Source organism: Caulobacter sp. P4_E5 (assembly GCF_056401555.1).
Genome location: NZ_JBFUJD010000045.1, coordinates 22492 through 41334 on the forward strand (window position 1 = coordinate 22492; position 18843 = coordinate 41334).

19 protein-coding genes and 1 riboswitch are annotated in these 18843 nt (G+C 67.4%); of the genes, 16 read left to right on the top strand and 3 right to left on the bottom strand.

Features of this window, described 5'->3' with window-relative positions:
* Window positions 1–60: 60 nt before the first annotated feature.
* The 5 genes from AC1DSO_RS14805 (at window position 61) to AC1DSO_RS14825 (ending at window position 6201) form a co-directional block, all read left to right on the top strand.
* Window positions 61–738, top strand: coding sequence for an RNA-binding protein (locus tag AC1DSO_RS14805; RefSeq protein ID WP_477069538.1), 678 nt, complete (start codon window positions 61–63; stop codon window positions 736–738).
* A 254-nt stretch (window positions 739–992) separates the two neighbouring features.
* Window positions 993–4139 (top strand): translation initiation factor IF-2, encoded by a 3147-nt coding sequence (infB, locus tag AC1DSO_RS14810; RefSeq protein WP_477069539.1) that lies wholly within the window; start codon window positions 993–995, stop codon window positions 4137–4139.
* 478 nt (window positions 4140–4617) lie between these two features.
* Complete coding sequence (locus tag AC1DSO_RS14815) at window positions 4618–5133, top strand: DUF2939 domain-containing protein (protein ID WP_477069540.1); 516 nt, start codon at window positions 4618–4620, stop codon at window positions 5131–5133.
* Complete coding sequence (locus AC1DSO_RS14820; protein WP_477069541.1) at window positions 5130–5723, top strand: hypothetical protein; 594 nt, start codon at window positions 5130–5132, stop codon at window positions 5721–5723. The genes AC1DSO_RS14815 and AC1DSO_RS14820 overlap by 4 nt, the downstream gene beginning before the upstream one ends.
* Window positions 5724–5844: 121 nt before the next feature.
* Complete coding sequence (locus AC1DSO_RS14825) at window positions 5845–6201, top strand: YciI family protein (protein WP_477069542.1); 357 nt, start codon at window positions 5845–5847, stop codon at window positions 6199–6201.
* Between the two features lie 7 nt (window positions 6202–6208).
* Here the strand turns inward: AC1DSO_RS14825 and AC1DSO_RS14830 are convergent, their stop codons facing one another.
* Entirely contained in the window at window positions 6209–6544 is a 336-nt protein-coding gene (locus tag AC1DSO_RS14830; RefSeq protein ID WP_477069543.1) for a hypothetical protein, read from the bottom strand.
* Window positions 6545–6628: 84 nt separating this feature from the next.
* On the opposite strand from AC1DSO_RS14830, the gene AC1DSO_RS14835 reads away from it, so the two are divergent.
* From AC1DSO_RS14835 to AC1DSO_RS14870, 8 genes are all read left to right on the top strand, one after another.
* Entirely contained in the window at window positions 6629–7414 is a 786-nt protein-coding gene (locus AC1DSO_RS14835; protein WP_477069544.1) for a dienelactone hydrolase family protein, read from the top strand.
* A gap of 270 nt (window positions 7415–7684) precedes the next feature.
* Window positions 7685–8176, top strand: coding sequence for a 30S ribosome-binding factor RbfA (rbfA, locus tag AC1DSO_RS14840; RefSeq protein WP_477069545.1), 492 nt, complete (start codon window positions 7685–7687; stop codon window positions 8174–8176).
* A gap of 3 nt (window positions 8177–8179) precedes the next feature.
* Window positions 8180–9112 (top strand): tRNA pseudouridine(55) synthase TruB, encoded by a 933-nt coding sequence (truB, locus tag AC1DSO_RS14845; RefSeq protein WP_477069546.1) that lies wholly within the window; start codon window positions 8180–8182, stop codon window positions 9110–9112.
* Window positions 9113–9126: 14 nt separating this feature from the next.
* Window positions 9127–9396, top strand: a complete 270-nt coding sequence (gene rpsO, locus AC1DSO_RS14850) for a 30S ribosomal protein S15 (RefSeq protein ID WP_047413759.1) — start codon at window positions 9127–9129, stop codon at window positions 9394–9396.
* A 274-nt stretch (window positions 9397–9670) separates the two neighbouring features.
* Window positions 9671–11821, top strand: a complete 2151-nt coding sequence (gene pnp, locus AC1DSO_RS14855; RefSeq protein ID WP_477069547.1) for a polyribonucleotide nucleotidyltransferase — start codon at window positions 9671–9673, stop codon at window positions 11819–11821.
* 130 nt (window positions 11822–11951) lie between these two features.
* Window positions 11952–12203 carry a hypothetical protein gene (locus tag AC1DSO_RS14860; protein WP_477069548.1) on the top strand — a complete coding sequence of 84 codons (252 nt, stop codon included), beginning with the start codon at window positions 11952–11954 and terminating at the stop codon, window positions 12201–12203.
* A gap of 76 nt (window positions 12204–12279) precedes the next feature.
* On the top strand, window positions 12280–12519 hold the full coding sequence (locus AC1DSO_RS14865) for an antitoxin (protein ID WP_477069549.1): 240 nt from the start codon (window positions 12280–12282) through the stop codon (window positions 12517–12519).
* Entirely contained in the window at window positions 12520–12906 is a 387-nt protein-coding gene (locus AC1DSO_RS14870) for a PIN domain-containing protein (protein ID WP_477069550.1), read from the top strand. It abuts the gene before it with no gap.
* Here AC1DSO_RS14870 and AC1DSO_RS14875 read toward each other — a convergent pair whose 3' ends face one another.
* Window positions 12907–13608 (bottom strand): ribonuclease T2, encoded by a 702-nt coding sequence (locus AC1DSO_RS14875; protein ID WP_477069551.1) that lies wholly within the window; start codon window positions 13606–13608, stop codon window positions 12907–12909. It abuts the gene before it with no gap.
* A complete protein-coding gene (locus AC1DSO_RS14880) occupies window positions 13605–14237 on the bottom strand; it encodes a LysE family translocator (protein WP_477069552.1) in 633 nt (210 codons plus the stop codon). Before AC1DSO_RS14880 ends, AC1DSO_RS14875 begins: the two co-directional genes overlap by 4 nt.
* A gap of 21 nt (window positions 14238–14258) precedes the next feature.
* A riboswitch (ZMP/ZTP riboswitch) is annotated at window positions 14259–14353 on the bottom strand.
* 840 nt (window positions 14354–15193) lie between these two features.
* Here AC1DSO_RS14880 and AC1DSO_RS14885 point away from each other — a divergent pair.
* The 3 genes from AC1DSO_RS14885 to AC1DSO_RS14895 form a co-directional block, all read left to right on the top strand.
* Window positions 15194–17530, top strand: coding sequence for a TonB-dependent receptor (locus AC1DSO_RS14885; RefSeq protein ID WP_477069553.1), 2337 nt, complete (start codon window positions 15194–15196; stop codon window positions 17528–17530).
* A 135-nt stretch (window positions 17531–17665) separates the two neighbouring features.
* Entirely contained in the window at window positions 17666–18349 is a 684-nt protein-coding gene (locus tag AC1DSO_RS14890; protein ID WP_477069554.1) for a Fe2+-dependent dioxygenase, read from the top strand.
* Between the two features lie 86 nt (window positions 18350–18435).
* Window positions 18436–18843: PAS domain S-box protein (locus tag AC1DSO_RS14895; RefSeq protein ID WP_477069555.1), on the top strand; the 408-nt coding region annotated here is incomplete at its 3' end.

Consider the following 18843-nt stretch of genomic DNA (forward strand, 5'->3'; position numbering starts at 1 on the left):
CGATCCGCGGGGCCGTTCGTTCGACAAGGCCTGACCTAGAAGGATCCCATTAGGGCATCGATGACCGAAACCGCCGCGCCCAAGACCCACGCCGAAGCCAATCGCCTGCGCAAGGACATCGTCCTGGGCGAGGCGACGGACGAAGCGCGCCTGGTTCGTTTCGTGGCGGGACCGGACGGGGTCGTGGTCCCCGACGTCGCCCGCAAGCTGCCGGGCCGAGGGATCTGGGTCGGCGCCGACCGGGACTCGATCGCGGCCGCCGCCAAGAAGGGCCTGTTCTCGCGCGCGGCCAAGACCAAGCTGACCGCGCCGGCGGATCTGGCCGATCAGGTCGAGGCGCTTCTGGCCCGTCGGGTTCTGGACGGCCTGGGCCTTGCGCGGAAGGCCGGGAGCATTATCTCGGGATACGAGAAAGTGGTCGCCGCCCTGGGAACGGGCAAGGTGGCCTGGCTGATCGAGGCGTCCGACAGCGCCGAAGATGGTCGCCGAAAGATTTTATCCGCCGCCCGCAAGGCCTCGACGCCGCCCCGTTTTCTGGGCGCGTTCAGTTCGGACGAATTGGGTTTGGCCTTGGGCGGGGAGAATGTGATACACACGGCGCTCCTCGCCGGGCGCGGTGTCGATCGCTGGACCTTAGACGTCGAGCGTTTGTCAGGCTTCCGCCCGCTTTTGCCGCCCGAATGGTCGGCGAACGGACGCGAGGACCACCAGAAGTCCGTCGGGCTTCCGGAGGAATAGGGGGCGAGCCTGTTCGCCCCCGGCCGGTTCGCCGGCCAAGGACAGGCTCTAGAGTTTTTCGATCGCACCGAGCGGTCGATGCGATCGAAAAGCTCTAGAATCTTTGAGGGAGTACGGCCGTCCGGGTCGTGCTCGTGAGTGAAGGGTCGGGAAACGCGCCTCCATCTTGTTGGGGGTACGTCCAGGCCCCTTTCTCACATGGAACAAGCGGTTTTTTTAGCCGGGTACCGCCTGGCGGAAGTACAAGCGAGCGCATGAGCGACGAGAACGAAAACGGCCGACCCGGCGGACGAGCCCCGATCACGCTGAAGCCCCGCCAGGGCTCGGTGAGCGCCGGGGTCGTGAAGCAGAGCTTCAGCCACGGCCGGACCAAGACGGTGGTGGTCGAAACCAAGCGCACGCGGTCGCATGCGCCGGCGAGCGGCAACCTGGCCGCGCCGTCCTCGGCCGAGCGCCGTCATGACGCCCCGCCTTCGCGCCCGCAGCAATCGCAAGGCGGCGGCAATGCGTCGTCCGGCGGTGGTGGTTCGTCCGGCGGTCTGTCGCAGGAAGAGCTCCGCGCTCGTCAGCGCGCCATCGAGTCCGCTCGCGAGACTCAAGCTCGACAGGCGGCCGACCAGGCCGCCGCCGAGGCTCGCGCTCGCGCCGCCCAGGACGCCGCTCAACGTGACGCCGCCGCCAAGGCCGCGGCCGAACGCGCCGCTTCGGCTCCGGCTCCGGCTCCGGTTCAAGCCCCGGTCGCTCAGGCTCCCGTCGCCCAGGCCCCGGCGGCTCAAGCTCCGGTTCCCGCCGCGCCCGTGACCCCGCCTCCGGCGGCCCCGGCCCAGCCCGTGGCGCAAGCTCCGGCCGCGCCGCGCGCCGAGGCCCCGCGTCAGGAAGCGCCCCGTCACGATGCGCCCCGTCACGATGCCCAGCGTCACGACGCGTCGCGCCAGGCCGGCGCGGGTCAGACCGGCGCGGGCCAGACCCGCACCTACGAGCCCAGCCGCGAGCGCCGCGACGATCGTCCGACCACGACGACCTATCGTCCGGCCCCGCAGAGCCCGTTCAACCAACGCTCGCCGCGTCCCGACGCCGGCGCCAACTTCGGCCAACGCGCTCCGCGCCCCGAAGGCGACCGCCCGCGCGGTCCGCGTCCCGAGGGCGACCGTCCGCAAGGCGACCGTCCGCAGGGGGATCGCGGCGGCTACCGCGGCGACCGTCCGCAGGGTGACCGCCCGCAAGGCGATCGTCCGCAGCAGACCGTGCGCTATTCGGCCCTCGCGCCGCGCCCGGCCCCCGGCGGCCCCCGTGGCCCTGGCGGCCCCGGTGGTCCGCGCGGCCCGCGTCCTGGCGTTCCGGCCGCCGCTCCGGCGACCCCGGAAGTCCAACGCGCCATGCGTTCGGCGCCGCGTCCCGGCGGTGAAGTCAGCCGTCGTCCCGACGACGAGGACGATCGCCGCAAGGCCGCCGCCCCCGGCAAAGCCGTTTCGCGCGCCAAGGGCGCTCCGGTTCGCCGCGAAGGTCGCCTGACGATCCAGGCCGTGGCCGGTGACGGAGATTCCGCCGACCGCATGCGCTCGCTGGCCTCGGTTCGCCGGGCCCGTGAACGCGAAAAGGAAAAGCGCCGCGGCGGTCCCGCCGAGGTCGTCAAGGTCAGCCGTGAAGTCGTCATTCCCGACGTCATCACCGTGCAGGAGCTGTCCAACCGGATGGCCGTGCGCGGCGTCGACATCATCAAGTTCCTGATGCGTCAGGGCGTGATGCTGAAGATCAACGACGTCATCGACAACGACACCGCCGAGCTGGTGGCCACCGAATTCGGCCACACCGTCAAGCGCGTGTCGGAAGCCGACGTCGAAGAAGGCTTCATCGGCGCCGACGATCACGACGATCACCTGGAGCCCCGGCCCCCGGTCGTCACGATCATGGGCCACGTCGACCACGGCAAGACCAGCCTGCTCGACGCCCTGCGCGCCACCGACGTGGCCGCTGGCGAACACGGCGGCATCACCCAGCACATCGGCGCCTATCAGGTTCGCCTGAAGGACGGCCAGCGCGTGACGTTCCTCGACACGCCCGGCCACGCCGCGTTCTCGTCGATGCGCGCCCGCGGCGCCAACATCACCGACATCGTGGTGCTGGTGGTGGCTGGCGATGACGGCGTGATGCCCCAGACGATCGAGGCGATCAAACACGCCAAGGCCGCCGACGTGCCGATCATCGTCGCGGTCAACAAGATGGACAAGCCGGGCTCGGACTCGACCCGCGTGGTCAACGAGCTGCTGCAGCACGAGATCGTCGTCGAAAGCCTGGGTGGCGACACCCAGCTGATCGAGGTCTCAGCCAAGGCCCGCACCGGCTTGGACGAGCTGCTGGAAGGCATCCTGCTGCAGGCCGAAGTGCTGGACCTGAAGGCCAACCCCGACCGCACCGCCGACGGCGTGGTGATCGAGGCCAAGCTGGACAAGGGCCGTGGCGCGGTCTCGACCGTGCTGGTCAATCGCGGCACGCTGAAGCGCGGCGACATCGTCGTGGCGGGCAGCCAGTTCGGCCGGGTTCGCGCCCTGCTGAACGAGCGCAACGAGCAGCTGACCGAAGCCGGTCCGGCCACTCCGGTCGAGATCCTCGGCCTGGACGGCGTGCCCTCGCCGGGCGAAGCCTTCGCCGTGGTCGAGAACGAGGCCCGCGCCCGCGAGCTGACCCAGTACCGCATCCGCCAGAAGCGCGAGAAGTCGATGGCCCCGGTGGGCGCCGGCGCTTCGATGGCCGAGATGATGGCCAAGCTTCAGGACAAGAAGCTGAAAGAACTGCCGCTGGTCATCAAGTCCGACGTGCAGGGTTCGGCCGAAGCGATCCTGGGTTCGCTGGACAAGATGTCGACCGACGAGGTCCGCGCGCGGATCATCCTGTCGGGCGCCGGCGCGATCAGCGAAAGCGACGTCATGCTGGCCAAAGGCGCCGGCGCGCCGGTCATCGGCTTCAACGTCCGGGCTTCTGCTCAAGCTCGGGCGCTCGCTGAGCGCGAGGGGGTCGAGATCCGCTACTACGCGATCATCTACGACCTGCTGGACGACATCAAAGGCGTGCTCTCGGGCATGCTGGCCCCGATCCAGCGCGAAACCTTCCTCGGCAACGCCGAGGTGCTGCAGGCCTTCGACATCTCGAAGATCGGCCGGGTCGCCGGCTGTAAGGTCACCGAGGGCGTGGTCCGCAAGGGCGCCAAGGTCCGGATCGTCCGTCAGGACATCGTGGTCCTGGAACTGGGCACCCTGCAGACGCTCAAGCGCTTCAAGGACGAGGTCAACGAAGTCCCCGTCGGTCAGGAGTGCGGCATGATGTTCGCGGGCTTCCAGGACATCAAGGTCGGCGACGTGATCGAGTGCTTCACCGTCGAGGAGATCAAGCGCCAGCTCGACTAGAGCTGATCGCGAGATCGAAAGATCGAGGGCGCGGATCGCAAGGTCCGCGCCCTTCGTTTGTTTGGACGTCGACCTAAAGCGATCCCGGCGACCGTCGGCTTTGGGTGGAAAAGGGACATCCGGAATCCCTCTCTCATAGAGAGAGGGAGGGGCCCGCCGCGAAGCGGTGGGAGGGTGAGTGGTTTCACCGCTTGCCAGAAAAATCCCAGCGTTTCGGCGAGCGTGTAAGAGGTGAATTCACCCGCCTCTATGGAGACAAGGCCAACGCCGTCTTGGTCGGCGCCTTGCTCGGAAAGATTATAACCACTCACCCTCCCACGCCTGCGGCGTGGGCCCCTCCCTCTCTCTCAGAGAGAGGGATTTTGGTCGTGTCCGCTACGGGTCGATGGCGGGCATGGGCGGCGTCGATGCCGCTCAGCTTGACCGGCGCTGCTTCTCCAGACTGGAAATCGCCCCAATCCAGCGCTACCCATTCTCGATGCGTATCAAAGCTCTCCTCGCCCTGACCGCCGTCGCCGCCAGCTTGAGCGCCTGCGCGACGGCGACCCGCCTGGACGCCGCCGGCGACGTGCACGACCTGCTGGTCGCCATCCGCGACAATGACCGCGCCACCTTCGACGCCCATGTCGACCGCCGGGCGCTGAAATACCAGATCGAGACCCGCCTGATGGACGAGGCGCGTCAGCGCGGCGGACAGAGCAACGGCGTCATGGCCCTGGCCGCTCTGGCGGCGGGACCGCTGGCCGATGTGGCGGGCGAGGCCCTGATCCGTCCCGAGACCTTCCACGCCGCCGCCAACTACTATGGCTACAGCCCCGACCGCCCGATCCCGGGCCGGGTGGCGATCGCCAGCACGTTGCGCCCGGTCGGCGACGGCCGGGTCTGCGCGGCCAAGCGCGACGGCCCGTGCCTGCTGACCTTCTCGCGCGAAGGCGACCGCTGGCGGCTGTCGGGCTTCGATCCTCAAGCCGCGAACCTGCATCTGAAACGATGAGGGCAGCGGCTTGGGGGAGCGCGATCCTGGCTTTGCTGGCGGCCTCCTCCGCCGGGGCCGAGACGCGGATGTTCTCGTACGACCCGATCTCGCCGGACGCCAAGCGGCTGACCGGCGCGGGCGTGACGATCCTGTTTAGCCAGGGCCTGCTGGGTCCGGGCCAGCCGATCAAGGTGATGGCCACCGGCGTGCCGGCTGAGGCGCGGCTGAAGGACGGCCGCCAGAAGGACCTCGGTCCCGGCGGCCTGGCGGCCATGGACGGCGTCGACACCGGGGTCTCGCTGTACGAGGTCGATAACAAGCTGGCCCAGGGCAAGATCTATGTCCGCGCCTTCTGCCCCGGCTCGAGCCGGCTGTGGCTGTCGTTCAGCACCATCGCCATTCGCCGCGATCTGCGGATCCAGGCGTTCGGCGACGATCCGAAGGCGCAAGACCCCAAGGGCGAGGGCCCCAAAAGCGGAGGAAAGGCCCGCCTCTGCGGCACGCTGGACTTCTCGTATCGCGGCGAGTGGCGATTGCCGAAAGGCCGCGCGCCCGACCCGCTGTCGGACTGGACCGACAGCCCCCAGCATCCCGACACGACGAACTGAAATCCGGGACCCTGAAATTTCCCGTCATTATTTTTGAGCCGCCGTGTCGCAACGGAAGGGTCTCGCGCGTCCTAGAGATGTAGCCGCCTTCGAACGGAACGTGGCCGACAGGAGACGCGCGATGCGGTTCATGGTGCTGTTGAAGGTCGAGGCGGACGGCGGTCCGGAGCCGACCGAGGCCGTGCGGGCCTATGATGTCGAACTATCGCGCGCCGGGGTGGCCGACCGGGCCAAGCTCTCGGCGCGGGGCGCGCGGATGAGGGCCGAGGCCCCGACCGACGGCCGGACCGTGGCCGGCTTCTGGGTGTTCGACGTCGACTCCCGCGAGGACGCCGCCGCCTGGGTGCGCCGCTGCCCAGCGCCCCGCGATGGCGCGGCCGAGATCGAGATCCGCCTGCTGATCGCGCCGGACGACATCGGTGAACGCCCCCGGCCCCATGACCGCAGGCCGGTTTGGGAACGCGCGATGGCGTTCTAGCCCGGCCTCAGAGCAGCAGGCCTCGGACCAGCAGGAAGATCGCCAACACCATCATCGGCGCCGACCAAACCTCCAGCGGCAGGGACATCAACCGATTGGGCGGACGGTATGTGAAGCGGAACTTCCAGAGGCGCGGTGGCGGCAGTTTGATGGGCCGGCGGTTGAGCTTGCTGCCGACGATCCAATTGACCACGGCGGCGATCGCCGCGCCCACGGCCCATAGCCAGGGCGCGCGCTCGAAGAGCTGCTCTCCAAACGCCGCCGTCAGCACCGCGCCGAAGACCCCGAACACCCCGATCAGGGTCAGCAGGCCCATGAAGCCACGACCGGTCCACCAGATCATCGACGACCTTTCTCTAGGTTGAGCTTGTTGGATAGGCCATCGGTCGCCTTTCATGCAACCATGCGGCCGGATGAGGGGGCGACCATGACCGACGATCCGCTGGCGGGATTCACACGCTTCGAATTCGACGACGGGCGCTGGCGCCGCGAGGTCTACCGCATCGGCTCGGGACCGGCGGTGATCGTCATCCACGAGGTTCCCGGCCTGCATCCGGGGGTCCTGGACTTCGCCCGCGACTTGGCGGCGACCGGCATGACCGCCTTCTGCCCTAGCCTGTTTGGCAAACCCGGCAAGGTGGTGACGCGCGGCTACGCGGTCGGCGAGATCCTAAAGAACATCTGCGTGCGGCGCGAGTTCAGCGTCTGGAGCGGCGGCCGCTCCAGCCCGATCGTCGACTGGCTGCGGGCCCTGGCCCGCCAGGTCCATGCCGAGTGCGGCGGCAAGGGCGTGGGCGCGGTCGGCATGTGCTTCACCGGCGGCTTCGCCCTGGCGATGATGGCCGAGCCCGTCGTGGTGGCGCCCGTGCTGTCGCAGCCCTCGCTGCCGCTGAACAACGGCCAGGGCCTGGACTGCTCGGCCTCTGAGCTGGCCTGCGCCAAGCAGCGGTTCAAGGACGAGGACCTGTCGCTGCTGGCCCTGCGCTTCACCTCCGACAAGCTGGTGCCCCACGCTCGCATCGCGCGGCTGAAGGCCGAGTTCGGCGACAAGGTCGAGGTCGTCGAGCTCGCCGACGATGACGCCGCGCCGGGCATGCCGATGGCCCCGCACTCGGTGCTGACCCTGCACCTGCACCGCTCGATCCCGGACAGCGGCAGCATGAGGGCGCGGGACAAGGTGATCGCGTTCTTCAAGGCGCGGGTCGGGGCGTAATTCCCCTCTCCCCTTGCGGGAGAGGGTGGGCGCCGAAGGCGCTCGGGTGAGGGGTCGAAGACCGGATCCGCCGCGACAGCGGACGAGCTGGGCGCCAAGCCGACAGGGCTATCCACCCCTCATCCGTCATCCTGCGGATGACACCTTCTCCCGCAAGGGGAGAAGGGGGAGCGCTGGACATTTCCGCCCCAGAAGCCTAGACACCCCGCCTCCCGATTTCCCCGCGCACCGGCGTTCGATCCGCCGGCCGGGCCGCAAGGATTTCGCGCCATGAAGCGCCATGCCGACCCCAAAAGGGCCGAAACCAAGAAGGGCCCAGTCGGCCCCTCGCAACGCCAGCTCCGCGCCGGCGAACTGATCCGCCACGCCCTGGTCGATATCCTCCGCGATGACGAGCTGGCCGATCCGGTCCTGGTCAACGTCTCGCTGACGGTCTCCGAAGTTCGGATGAGCCCCGACCTGCGGCACGCCATCTGCTTCGTCGAACCGCTGGGCGCCGGCCTGAAGGGCGAGGCGGGCCGCAAGGCCGAGGACATCGCCGAAGTCATCAAGGGCCTGAACCGGGGTTCGAAGTTCCTGCGCGGGCGTCTGGGCAAGGCCATCGACATGAAGTTCACGCCGGACCTGAAGTTCATCCACGACGAAAGCTTCGGCGCCGCGGCCTATATGGACCGCCTGTTCGACGACCCGCGCGTCCAGCAGGACACCGGTCGCCTCTCCGACGTCCCCGGCGACGATGACGACCATGGGGACGAGGACTAGTTCATGGCCCGCCGCAAGAAGGGCGATGCGGTCTCCGGCTGGCTGTGCCTGGACAAGCCCTACGACCTGACCTCGACCACGGCCGTCAGCCGCGTGCGCCGGGCGTTCAACGCCCAGAAGGGCGGCCATGCGGGCACGCTGGACCCGCTGGCCACCGGCATTCTGCCGATCGCGCTGGGCGAGGCGACCAAGACCGTCCCGTTCCTGATGGACGCCGACAAGGCCTATCGCTTCACCATCGCCTGGGGCCGCGACACCACCACCCTGGACCGCGAGGGCGAGACGACCGCGACCTCGGACGTGCGGCCGACGCGCGAGCAGATCGAGGCCGTGCTGTCGGGCTTCATCGGCGAGGTCGACCAGATCCCGCCGAACTTCTCGGCCATCAAGGTCGACGGCGAGCGCGCCTATGATCTGGCCCGCGACGGCGTCGAGTTCGAGCTGCCGACCAGGAAGGTAAAGATCCATGCCCTGCGGGTGACCGAGGCCCTGGACGCCGACCACGTCACGCTGGAGATGGAGTGCGGCAAGGGCACCTATGTCCGGGCCGTGGTCCGCGACCTGGCCAAGGTGCTCGGAACCTGCGGCCACGTCGCCGAGCTGCGCCGGACGCGGGTGGGCGGCTTTGACGAGGCGTCGGCGATATCGCTGGAAACCCTTGAGAATTTGAGCTATGAGGCCCGGCTGTCGGAGGCGTTGCTTCCGGTCGAGACCGCGCTGGACGACATCCCGGCGTTGGCCGTGACCGACGAAGACGCCTTCCGGCTTGCACAGGGACGCGCCATCGTCCTGCTTCCAAGGCAGGTTGAAACGCTGAAAGCCGAGCTCGCGCCCGGCGATCGCACCGTTTCCGCCATGTCCGGAGACAGGTTGGTGGCCCTGTGCGAGATGCGCGCCGGAAAGCTCAATCCGGTGCGGGTCTTCCAACTCACCTGAGCGGAGACAACCCGATGTCGATCACCATCGAGCGCAAATCCGCGCTCATCGCCGAACACGCCCGCACGCAAGGCGACACCGGCAGCGCTGAAGTCCAGGTCGCGATCCTCTCGGAACGCATCTCGAACCTGACCGAGCACTTCAAGACGCACAAGAAGGACAACCACAGCCGTCGTGGCCTGCTGAAGCTGGTTTCCCAGCGTCGCCGGCTTCTCGACCACCTGAAGAAGTCCGACGTCGCCCGTTACCAGTCCCTGATCGAAAAGCTGGGCCTGCGTCGCTAAGGCATAAGATCCGCCGCTCCGCGCAAGCAGGGCGGCGGATCGCATATTTGGAACCAGGCGTCCCGCGACAGGCCGGGACGTCACGAAGGTTCAAAAGCGGTTCGACCTGATCTTTTCAGGCGAACCGTTCGTCCGTCCGAGGGTTCACGTCCTCAAACCCGCCTGTCGAACTGGATGAGGATCATCGGGCCGGCTCCCAAAAGCTCTTCAAGCTTAGCCGTCCGCCCCTGTCCGCCCCGATGGGAATCCGCCCGCGGGAACCGAAAGAAGAAAAATGTTCGATATCAAGCGCAAGACGATCGAGTGGGGCGGCAAGACGCTGGTCCTCGAAACCGGTCGCATCGCCCGTCAAGCCGACGGCGCCGTCCTGGCCACCATGGGCGAAACCGTCGTCCTGGCCACCGCCGTGTTCGCCAAGAAGGCCAAGCCCGGCCAAGACTTCTTCCCGCTGACGGTCAACTATCAGGAAAAGACCTTCGCGGCCGGCAAGATCCCCGGCGGCTTCTTCAAGCGTGAAGGCCGTCCGTCGGAAAAGGAGACCCTGGTCTCCCGCCTGATCGACCGTCCGATCCGCCCGCTGTTCGTCAAGGGCTTCAAGAACGAAGTCCAGGTCGTCGTCACCGTGCTGCAGCACGACCTCGAGAACGATCCCGACATCCTGGGCATGGTCGCCGCCTCGGCGGCCCTGGTCCTGTCGGGCGCCCCGTTCATGGGCCCGATCGGCGCCGCGCGCGTCGGCTACATCGACGGCGGCTACGTGCTGAACCCGACGCTCGACGAGCTGAAGGAAAGCAAGATGGACCTCGTCGTGGCCGGCACCGCCGACGCCGTGATGATGGTCGAGTCGGAAATCCAGGAGCTCTCGGAAGAGATCGTGCTGGGCGGCGTCACCTTCGCCCACAAGGAAATGCAGACGGTGATCGACGCGATCATCGATCTGGCCGAGCACGCCGCCAAGGAGCCCTTCGACTTCCAACCGGAAGACACCGACGCGCTGAAGGCCGAAGTGAAGAAGGCCGTCGGCAAGGATCTGGCCAACGCCTACAAGATCCAAGGCAAGGCCGACCGCGTCGCCGCCCTGGGCGCCGCCAAGACCAAGGCCATCGAGACCTTCGCCAAGAGCGACACCAACCCGGCCGGCATCGACCCGCTGAAGCTGGTCTCGGTGTTCAAGGAACTGGAAGCGGACATCGTCCGTCGCTCGATCCTCGACACCGGCATCCGCATCGACGGCCGCACCGTCGACAAGGTCCGTCCGATCCTGGGTGAAGTCGGCATCCTGCCGCGCACCCACGGCTCGGCCCTGTTCACCCGCGGCGAGACCCAGGCGATCGTGGTCGCCACCCTGGGCACCGGCGACGACGAGCAGTTCATCGACGCCCTGGAAGGCACCTACAAGGAGTCCTTCCTGCTGCACTACAACTTCCCTCCCTACAGCGTCGGTGAAACCGGCCGTATGGGCAGCCCGGGCCGCCGCGAAATCGGCCACGGCAAGCTGGCCTGGCGCGCCCTGCGCCCGATGCTGCCGGCCAAGGAAGACTTCCCCTACACGATCCGCCTGGTCTCGGAGATCACCGAGTCGAACGGTTCGTCCTCGATGGCCACGGTCTGCGGTTCGTCGCTGGCCATGATGGACGCCGGCGTGCCGCTGATCCGTCCGGTCTCGGGCATCGCCATGGGCCTGATCCTGGAAAAGGACGGCTTCGCGGTCCTGTCGGACATCCTGGGCGACGAAGATCACCTGGGCGACATGGACTTCAAGGTGGCCGGCACCAGCGAAGGCCTGACCTCGCTGCAGATGGACATCAAGATCGCCGGCATCACCCCGGAGATCATGAAGCAAGCCCTGGCCCAGGCTCACGAAGGTCGCGCCCATATCCTGGGCGAGATGAACAAGGCCATGGACGCCCCGCGTGAAGACGTCGGCGACTACGCCCCGAAGATCGAGACCATCACCATCCCGACCGACAAGATCCGTGAAGTGATCGGCTCGGGCGGCAAGGTGATCCGCGAGATCGTCGCCACCACCGGCGCCAAGGTCGACATCAACGACGAAGGCACCGTGAAGGTCTCGGCCTCGGACGGCGCCAAGATCAAGGCCGCGATCGACTGGATCAAGTCGATCACCGACGAAGCCGAAGTGGGCAAGATCTATGACGGCAAGGTCGTGAAGGTCGTTGATTTCGGCGCCTTCGTGAACTTCTTCGGCGCCAAGGACGGCCTCGTCCACGTCAGCCAGATCAGCAACGAACGCGTCGCCAAGCCGGCGGACGTGCTGAAGGAAGGCCAGGCCGTGAAGGTCAAGCTCCTGGGCTTCGACGACCGCGGCAAGACCAAGCTGTCGATGAAGGTCGTCGACCAGGAAACTGGCGAAGACCTGTCGAAGAAGGCCGAACTGGCTCCGGAAGACGCCGTCAACACCTGAGGGTGAACGGCTCTCCGAAGTGAGAGGTTAGCGAGCGGGCGGTTCCGAAAGGGACCGCCCGTTTTGCGTTTTTAGGCTTGTCTATGTTCCCTTTTTGTTCCATCGTGAGTTGTGGAATGGGGAGCGGACGATGGCCGACCATGTCGTGCAGTGCGGCGGCTGCCGCGTCGATGTCCAGGTGGTTCGGAACGGGGATGGCGAGGTCGTGCGCTGTCCCGCCTGCGCCAGGACGGCGCCCAAGGACGAGGCGATCCAGGCGGCCAGGAGCGCCCTGATCGATATCGTCATGCGCGATCTCGACGAGAACTTGCGGGAGATCGTCCGCGCCAGCCCGACCCTCGGCTACCAGCCGGCCCAGCGGTACGACTGGGTGCTGGTCTAGGGTCGCGTCTTTAAGAGAGGAGGGCAATGTGGTATATACGCGTCACTACCTAGCGCCTCGTGGCGGAGAAATGGCGATGGCGACCGCGACCAGCCGAACCTTCAGAAGCGGAAACAGCGAAGCCGTGCGGCTTCCGCGGGACCTGGCCTTTGGAGCCGATGTCGAACTCACCCTGGTGCGGTCGGGCGACGTCCTGACCATCTATCCCTCCAGGGGCTCCATCAGCGATCTGGTGGCGACGCTGAACCAAATGCCCCGTCCCGACAGCATCGAGGTCCGGGACGAGGACCTGTTTCCGGAACGTCCCGGTCTTTGAGTGGCCTATGTTCTCGACACCAGCGTCGCGATCCATCTGCGCGATGGCGATCCCGTGGTCACTGAGCGGATCACGGCTCTAGACGGCGCGATCCTTCTATCGATCGTCAGCCGGGTAGAACTGGAAGGCGGTGTCTATCGCGAGCCGTCCAGAACCGGCGTCCGGCGTAGCCGTCTGGACGCCATGCTGCGCGTGTTGCCCGTTCTGGACTTCGATAGCGAGGCGGCTGACGCCTATCGCATGATCGTCGAGGCGGCGGGCTATTCTCGGCGCAAGATCGTGGATCGCATGATCGCCGCCCAGGCGTTGGCGCATCGGGCGACGCTCGTGACGTTCAATGCCGACGACTTCCGGGATATTCCAGGTCTGTCGCTGCTGGAATGGTGATCACCCCTTCGGCGTCACCCGCACCACCGCCGCGTCCGGCGCGCCGTTGCCGCCGCGGCAGGTGGCGAGCTTGAACTTCAGGTCCATGCAGACCCAGACCTCGGTCAGGCGGCCGTCCTTGACGCGGACGTTGAGGCCTTCGGCGGTCATGCCGCGATTGCGCTTGAGGAAGGCGTGGCGGATCTCACCGGCGGTCATGGTCTCACCGGGGCCGGGCTTCAGCTCGGGGACGTTCAGGCCTTTGCGGATCTGGCGGGCCTTCTTGAAATAGGCCTCGGGCGTATCCCACTGGCAGGTCCCATGCGCCTGCCACTCGTGCTGCAGCAGCCACGGCGAGGGGGTCATGCACAGATTGGCCTTCACCGTCGCCGGGCTCATCGGCGGGCTGGGCTTGCAGTAGCGTGGATGCACCCGGTCCGGGCCGTTGGGCCACAGGCCGTGGACCGTGAAGCCGAAGCGGTTGTCGCGGCACTGGATGGTCTTGTCCGACTCCGGGATGCCGGCGCGGCAGGCCTCGGGCGACCAGAACAGGGCCAGCAGATAGGCCGCCGTGGGGACGTCGGTGTGGATCTCGTTGGCCGGGGGGATCTCGGCCGGAGCCTGCGTCACCGACGGCGGGACCGCGCAGGATTTCAGGCTGGACGCCTGGGCGGCGCCGGCGAGCGCGAGCGCGGCGAAGGCGACGGCGAGGGGAGTCTTCATCGCCGGGCCTCGGTGGCCATCCGCACCGCCAGGCCGCCCAGCACCGTGGCCATCAGCCAGCGCTGGACCAGGGCGAAGCTGGGGCGGGTGGACAGGAAAGCCGCGATGGTGCCGGCCGTGAAGCAGATCGTGCCGTTGACGACCATGCTGACGGTGATCTGCGACAGGCCCAGCACCAGCGACTGCGTAAAGACGCCGCCGTGCTCGGGCTTGATGAATTGCGGCAGCAGCGACAGGTACAGCATCGCGGCCTTGGGGTTCAGGATGTTGGTGACGAAGCCCATGCTGATCAGCTTGGCCGGGCTGTCCTTGGGCAGGTCGCGCACCTGGAACGGCGAGGCGCCGCCGGGCCGGATCGCCTGCCAGGCCAGCCAGCCCAGATAGAGCGCCCCGCCGAAGCGCAGGATGTCGTAGGCGATCGGCGCGGCCATCAGCAGGGCGGTGATGCCCAGCGAGGCGCAGACCAGATAGACGACGAAGCCGGCCGCCGTGCCGATCAGCGACACGATCCCGGCCAGGCGGCCTTGCGAGATCGAGCGGCTGACGACGTACAGCATGTTCGGCCCGGGGGTCAGGGCCATGCCCAGGCAGACGAGCGTGAAGGCGATCCAGGTCTTGGCTTCGGGCATGGGCGAGGCTCCGCGTTCGAGGTTGGACGCCCAGGCGAACGGCTTTCTCGCACCAGCAGTGCGGTCCGCGCTTCCCGAGGGTCGCTTCCCTCCGAACGCCAGTCGCGCGAACGGCGGAGCTGTAGCATGCGGTGGGGCGGCGCGAAATCCCGTCGGGGCGCGGGGATAAACCCCTCTCTCTTTGAGAGAGGGATGGGCCCGCGCCGCAGGCGTGGGAGGGTGAGAGGTTAGGCGAAGCCGGTGAGTGGTTCCGCGCATCTCACTGAGTTTTCGGGACTTATCGGTGAGCGGTGTAACCACTCACCCTCCCATGCTGCGCATGGGCCCCTCCCTCTCTCTAAGAGAGAGGGGTGATGCGAGGCACGAGCGTTCAGGTCTTCTCGTCCTCCCCTACAAAACCTCGCTTATGCTCTGTCTCACCTCGTCGCGAGGAAAGGGCGCATGGCCAGCGACCGATTGCGGCGGCGGGGGGCGATCGAGCGGTGAAGGTCCGAGGGGGATACTCGGACGGTCCGGGGACCTGGTTTCGCTGCCAGGCCCGCCCGCCGTCGGCGTGGTCGAGGATCAAGGGGCGTGTCTTGGCCTTTTGGCCCGTCTCCCTCGACCTCTGGGCGCTTCCGGAAACGGAGGCGCCCGGGTCCCGGTAAGGCCTGAACAGGGCCACCCGGCGGGACGCTGGCGAATAACGGTCGCGCGGAGCGTCTGGCTTCGTCGAAACGGTATCAAACTAAACCTACTCCGGACGGCGTCCGGCGCTCCGCGTCCCTTTCCATCCCTTCAGCGGCGAGCCGCGTGAGGCGGCGGAGCCGTGCGCGCCTCGCCCAAGCGTCACTTTTCCACCGCGCTTCCCGCAATTGCGAGCGATTATCATTGCGACTGCTTTGCAACATCGCTAAGAACGCCTCGCAATTACAGGAGGCGCGCCCTCGACGGCGCGCCTTGGGGACAGAACCAACATGCGTAATCCGAACTCTGCCGGTGTCGTCAGCCGGCCCCGTCGCGCCCTGGGCGCCGCCGCCGTCGCCGGCCTGGCCGGGCTGGGTCTGGCCCAGATCGCCGCTGCTGCCCCAAAGGGCGTTGAAGTCGACGCCGCCGCGCCGGTCGCCACCGCGCCGGCGCCCGACAGCACCGAGGTCTCGACCGTCAAGATCGACGCCAAGCGCGTGGCCGACCCGTCGTCGAGCAAGTTCACCGCTCCGCTGGTCGACACGCCCAAGTCGGTGACGGTGATCCCCTCGCGGATCATCGAGCAGACCGCCGCCACCTCGCTGACCGACATCCTGCGCACCTCGCCCGGCATCACCTTCGGGGCCGGCGAAGGCGGCCAGCCCCTGGCCGACCGCCCGTTCATCCGCGGCCAGAGCTCGGCCAACAACATCTTCGTCGACGGCGTCCGCGACACCGGCGGCCAGACCCGCGAGATCTTCAACCTCGAGCAGGTCGAGGTCGTTAAAGGCCCGGACAGCGCCTATGGCGGCCGCGGCTCGGGCGGCGGCAGCATCAACCTGTCGTCCAAGACCCCCAAGGCCGACAGCTTCGCGCGGGGCGCGGTCGGCGTCGGGACCGACGAATACGTCCGCGCCACGGCCGACCTGAACTACGCCTTCAACGACAATGTCGCCGTCCGCGTGAATGTCTTGGGCACGCAAGGCAACACGCCGGGTCGCAAGAACGTCGATTTCAGCCGCTGGGGCGTGGCTCCGTCGCTGGCCGTCGGCCTGAACGGCGACACCCAGCTGACCGTCAGCTACTACCATCTCGACACCGACCAGACGCCGGACTACGGCATCCCGCTGACCACCAAGACCACCGAGCCGCGCACGGCCTCGGGCATACTGGCGGTCGATCGCCGCAGCTTCTACGGCATCGAGTCGCGCGACTACCAAAAGACCAAGTCGGACATCGCCACCTTCGCGATCGACCACAAGATCAACGACGACCTCAACGTCCGTCAGGTGGTCCGCTATTCGAAGTCGCTGAACGACTACATCGTCACCAATCCCGGCGACGGCGGCGCGGCCCAGTTCGTCCAGGGCCAATGGTGGATGAAGCGCGGCACCAAGACCCGCTGGAACCCGGCCGAGACGGTCGCGGCCGTCACCGACTTGCACGGCAAGACGATGTTCGGCGGCCTTGAGCACAGCTTCGACGTCGGCGTCGAGCTGAGCCGCGAGGAAAACCGCAACGCCGCCTATTCGACCTTCACGACCTCGGGCGCGGCCTGCCCGACCGGCTTCACGATCGCCGCCGCGACCCTGACCAGCCTGGGCGCCGGCGACTGCACCCTGGTCTACGCGCCGAACGACAAGGACGCCTGGTCGGGCGTGATCAACCGCGCTCCGGCCGCCCGCAATGTCAGCAAGACTGCTGCCATCTACGGCTTCGACACCATCAAGTTCGGCGACAAGTGGCTGCTGAACCTGGGCCTGCGCCACGACAGCTACGACAGCGACGGCGTCGACGTCGCCACCACCCAGGCCAATGGGGTGTTCACCTCGGTGACCTACACGCCGCGCCACGGCTCGTGGGACTTCACCAACTATCAGGCCGGCCTGGTCTACAAGCCGACCACCAGCTCCAGCCTCTACGTCTCGTACGCGACCTCCTCGACGCCGCCGGGCATCTCGAGCGGCGACCAGAACAGCAACACGTCGACCGGAACCGGCAACCTCTCCACCGTCCAGCTGGAGCCGGAAGACAGCGAAAGCTTCGAGGCCGGCGCCAAGGCCAACGTCTTCCACGACACCCTGGCCCTGTCGGCCGCCGTCTTCCAGACCACGCGCAAGAACGCCCAGATCCAGATCGACGCCAACACCTACGCCCAGGTCGGCGAGGTCGAGGTCAAGGGTTTCGAACTCGGCTTCTCGGGTAACGTCACCCCGAAATGGCAGGTGTTCGGCGGCTACACCTACATGGACAGCGAACTGGTCCGCGGCGCCTATACCAGCGTCAACCAGGGCGACTCTCTGGCCAACACGCCCAAGCACAGCTTCTCCAGCTTCACGACCTATCGCGTGACCCGGAAGATCTCGCTGGGCGGCGGCGCCTACTACGTGTCGAAGAGCTTCGGCGGCAACCAGGGCGGGGCCGGCGGCGGGACGAACAAGATCTACGCCCCGTCCTATACGCGCTTCGACGCCTTCGCCTCGTGGGCGGTCAGCGACAAGGTCGACCTGCAGCTGAATGTCCAGAACCTGACCGACGAACGCTATATCGCTCGCACCAACGGCGTGCACCACGCCGACCCGGCCCCGGGCCGCCAGGCGATCCTGACCTTCAACGTGAAGTACTGATCCTCCCCTCCGAGGTGCTTCACGCCGCGCCCCGCTCGACAACGGCGTCGAGCGGGGCGCTCTACTTTCGGGCCTTGAGCCACCGGCCTGATCCGGATCAAAGGGGAGGACGGTGCTGACCAAGGAGCGGTCTCGATGATGCTGCAGATCCCGCAGGTGCTGACCAAGGCCCAGGTGGCGCAGGCCCGGGCGGTCCTCGATGCCGGTCCCTGGGTCGACGGCAACCTGACCTCGGGCTTCCAGGCCGCGCGGGCCAAGACCAACGAGCAGCTGCCGCAGGACTGCGAGGCGGCCCGGAGCGTCGGCGAGACGATCCTCCAGGCCGTGGAGGCCAACCCGCTGTTCGTCTCGGCGGCCCTGCCTCAGGTCATCTTGCCGCCGATGTTCAACCGCTACGGCGAGGGCATGGGCTTCAAGGACCATGTCGACAACGCCATCCGCCGCGATCCGGTCAGCGGCCGGCGACTGCGCACCGACCTGTCGGCGACCCTCTTCCTGGCCGAGCCGGAAGACTATGACGGCGGCGAGCTGGTCGTGAACGACCTCTACGGCGCCCACGTCGTCAAGCTGGAAGCGGGGGACATGATCCTCTATCCCAGCTCCAGCCTGCACCACGTCACGCCGGTCACCCGGGGCGTGCGCACGGCCAGCTTCTTCTGGATCCAGAGCCTGATCCGCGACGACGCCAAGCGCGCTCTGCTGCTGGAGATGGACGTCGCCATCCAGCGCCTGACCCGCAAGGTCGAATCCGACGACGAGGGAATCCTGTCGCTGACCGGCGTCTATCACAACCTGCTGCGCCAATGGGCCGAGGTCTGAACACGCTTTCGTAGAACGTCGCTATCCCACGCGAACCATAAGTTTACGGTTGCGCTCCACGATCCGCCCAACTTGGCGGAGACCGGATGTCCCAGACGTCAATCAGCGAGACCTCGCGCACGCCCTTGCCGTTTGGCGAGGCCGAGGCCGCGCGTTGGTTCTTCGACAACGCCAACGACCTTTTCGCCGTCGTTTCGGCCGAGGGGCRCTTCGTCTCGGTCAACCCGGCCTGGACCGCCCTGACGGGCTGGTCGGCGGACGAGCTGATCGGCCAGCCCACGATCAAGTTCGCCCATCCCGACAGCCAGGCTGACCTGGCTGACGCCGGCCGGCGGATGCGCGAGACGGGCGCGGTGATCCACGAGGTCAAGGTTCGCTGCAAGGACGGGCGCTGGGTCTGGCTGCAGGGCCGCTCGCGCCGGGGTCCTAACGGCGAAATGATCGGGCTGATGCACGACATCTCGTCCGAGGTTCAAGGTCGCGCCGAGCTGGAG

Excerpts from the sequence above, each read along its gene's own strand:
- AC1DSO_RS14805 (WP_477069538.1), top strand. The coding sequence starts at position 61 with ATGACCGAAACCGCCGCGCCCAAGACCCACGCCGAAGCCAATCGCCTG.
- infB (WP_477069539.1), top strand. The coding sequence starts at position 993 with ATGAGCGACGAGAACGAAAACGGCCGACCCGGCGGACGAGCCCCGATC.
- AC1DSO_RS14815 (WP_477069540.1), top strand. The coding sequence starts at position 4,618 with ATGCGTATCAAAGCTCTCCTCGCCCTGACCGCCGTCGCCGCCAGCTTG.
- AC1DSO_RS14820 (WP_477069541.1), top strand. The coding sequence starts at position 5,130 with ATGAGGGCAGCGGCTTGGGGGAGCGCGATCCTGGCTTTGCTGGCGGCC.
- AC1DSO_RS14825 (WP_477069542.1), top strand. The coding sequence starts at position 5,845 with ATGCGGTTCATGGTGCTGTTGAAGGTCGAGGCGGACGGCGGTCCGGAG.
- AC1DSO_RS14830 (WP_477069543.1), bottom strand. The coding sequence starts at position 6,544 with ATGATCTGGTGGACCGGTCGTGGCTTCATGGGCCTGCTGACCCTGATC.
- AC1DSO_RS14835 (WP_477069544.1), top strand. The coding sequence starts at position 6,629 with ATGACCGACGATCCGCTGGCGGGATTCACACGCTTCGAATTCGACGAC.
- rbfA (WP_477069545.1), top strand. The coding sequence starts at position 7,685 with ATGAAGCGCCATGCCGACCCCAAAAGGGCCGAAACCAAGAAGGGCCCA.
- truB (WP_477069546.1), top strand. The coding sequence starts at position 8,180 with ATGGCCCGCCGCAAGAAGGGCGATGCGGTCTCCGGCTGGCTGTGCCTG.
- rpsO (WP_047413759.1), top strand. The coding sequence starts at position 9,127 with ATGTCGATCACCATCGAGCGCAAATCCGCGCTCATCGCCGAACACGCC.
- pnp (WP_477069547.1), top strand. The coding sequence starts at position 9,671 with ATGTTCGATATCAAGCGCAAGACGATCGAGTGGGGCGGCAAGACGCTG.
- AC1DSO_RS14860 (WP_477069548.1), top strand. The coding sequence starts at position 11,952 with ATGGCCGACCATGTCGTGCAGTGCGGCGGCTGCCGCGTCGATGTCCAG.
- AC1DSO_RS14865 (WP_477069549.1), top strand. The coding sequence starts at position 12,280 with ATGGCGACCGCGACCAGCCGAACCTTCAGAAGCGGAAACAGCGAAGCC.
- AC1DSO_RS14875 (WP_477069551.1), bottom strand. The coding sequence starts at position 13,608 with ATGAAGACTCCCCTCGCCGTCGCCTTCGCCGCGCTCGCGCTCGCCGGC.
- AC1DSO_RS14880 (WP_477069552.1), bottom strand. The coding sequence starts at position 14,237 with ATGCCCGAAGCCAAGACCTGGATCGCCTTCACGCTCGTCTGCCTGGGC.
- AC1DSO_RS14885 (WP_477069553.1), top strand. The coding sequence starts at position 15,194 with ATGCGTAATCCGAACTCTGCCGGTGTCGTCAGCCGGCCCCGTCGCGCC.
- AC1DSO_RS14890 (WP_477069554.1), top strand. The coding sequence starts at position 17,666 with ATGATGCTGCAGATCCCGCAGGTGCTGACCAAGGCCCAGGTGGCGCAG.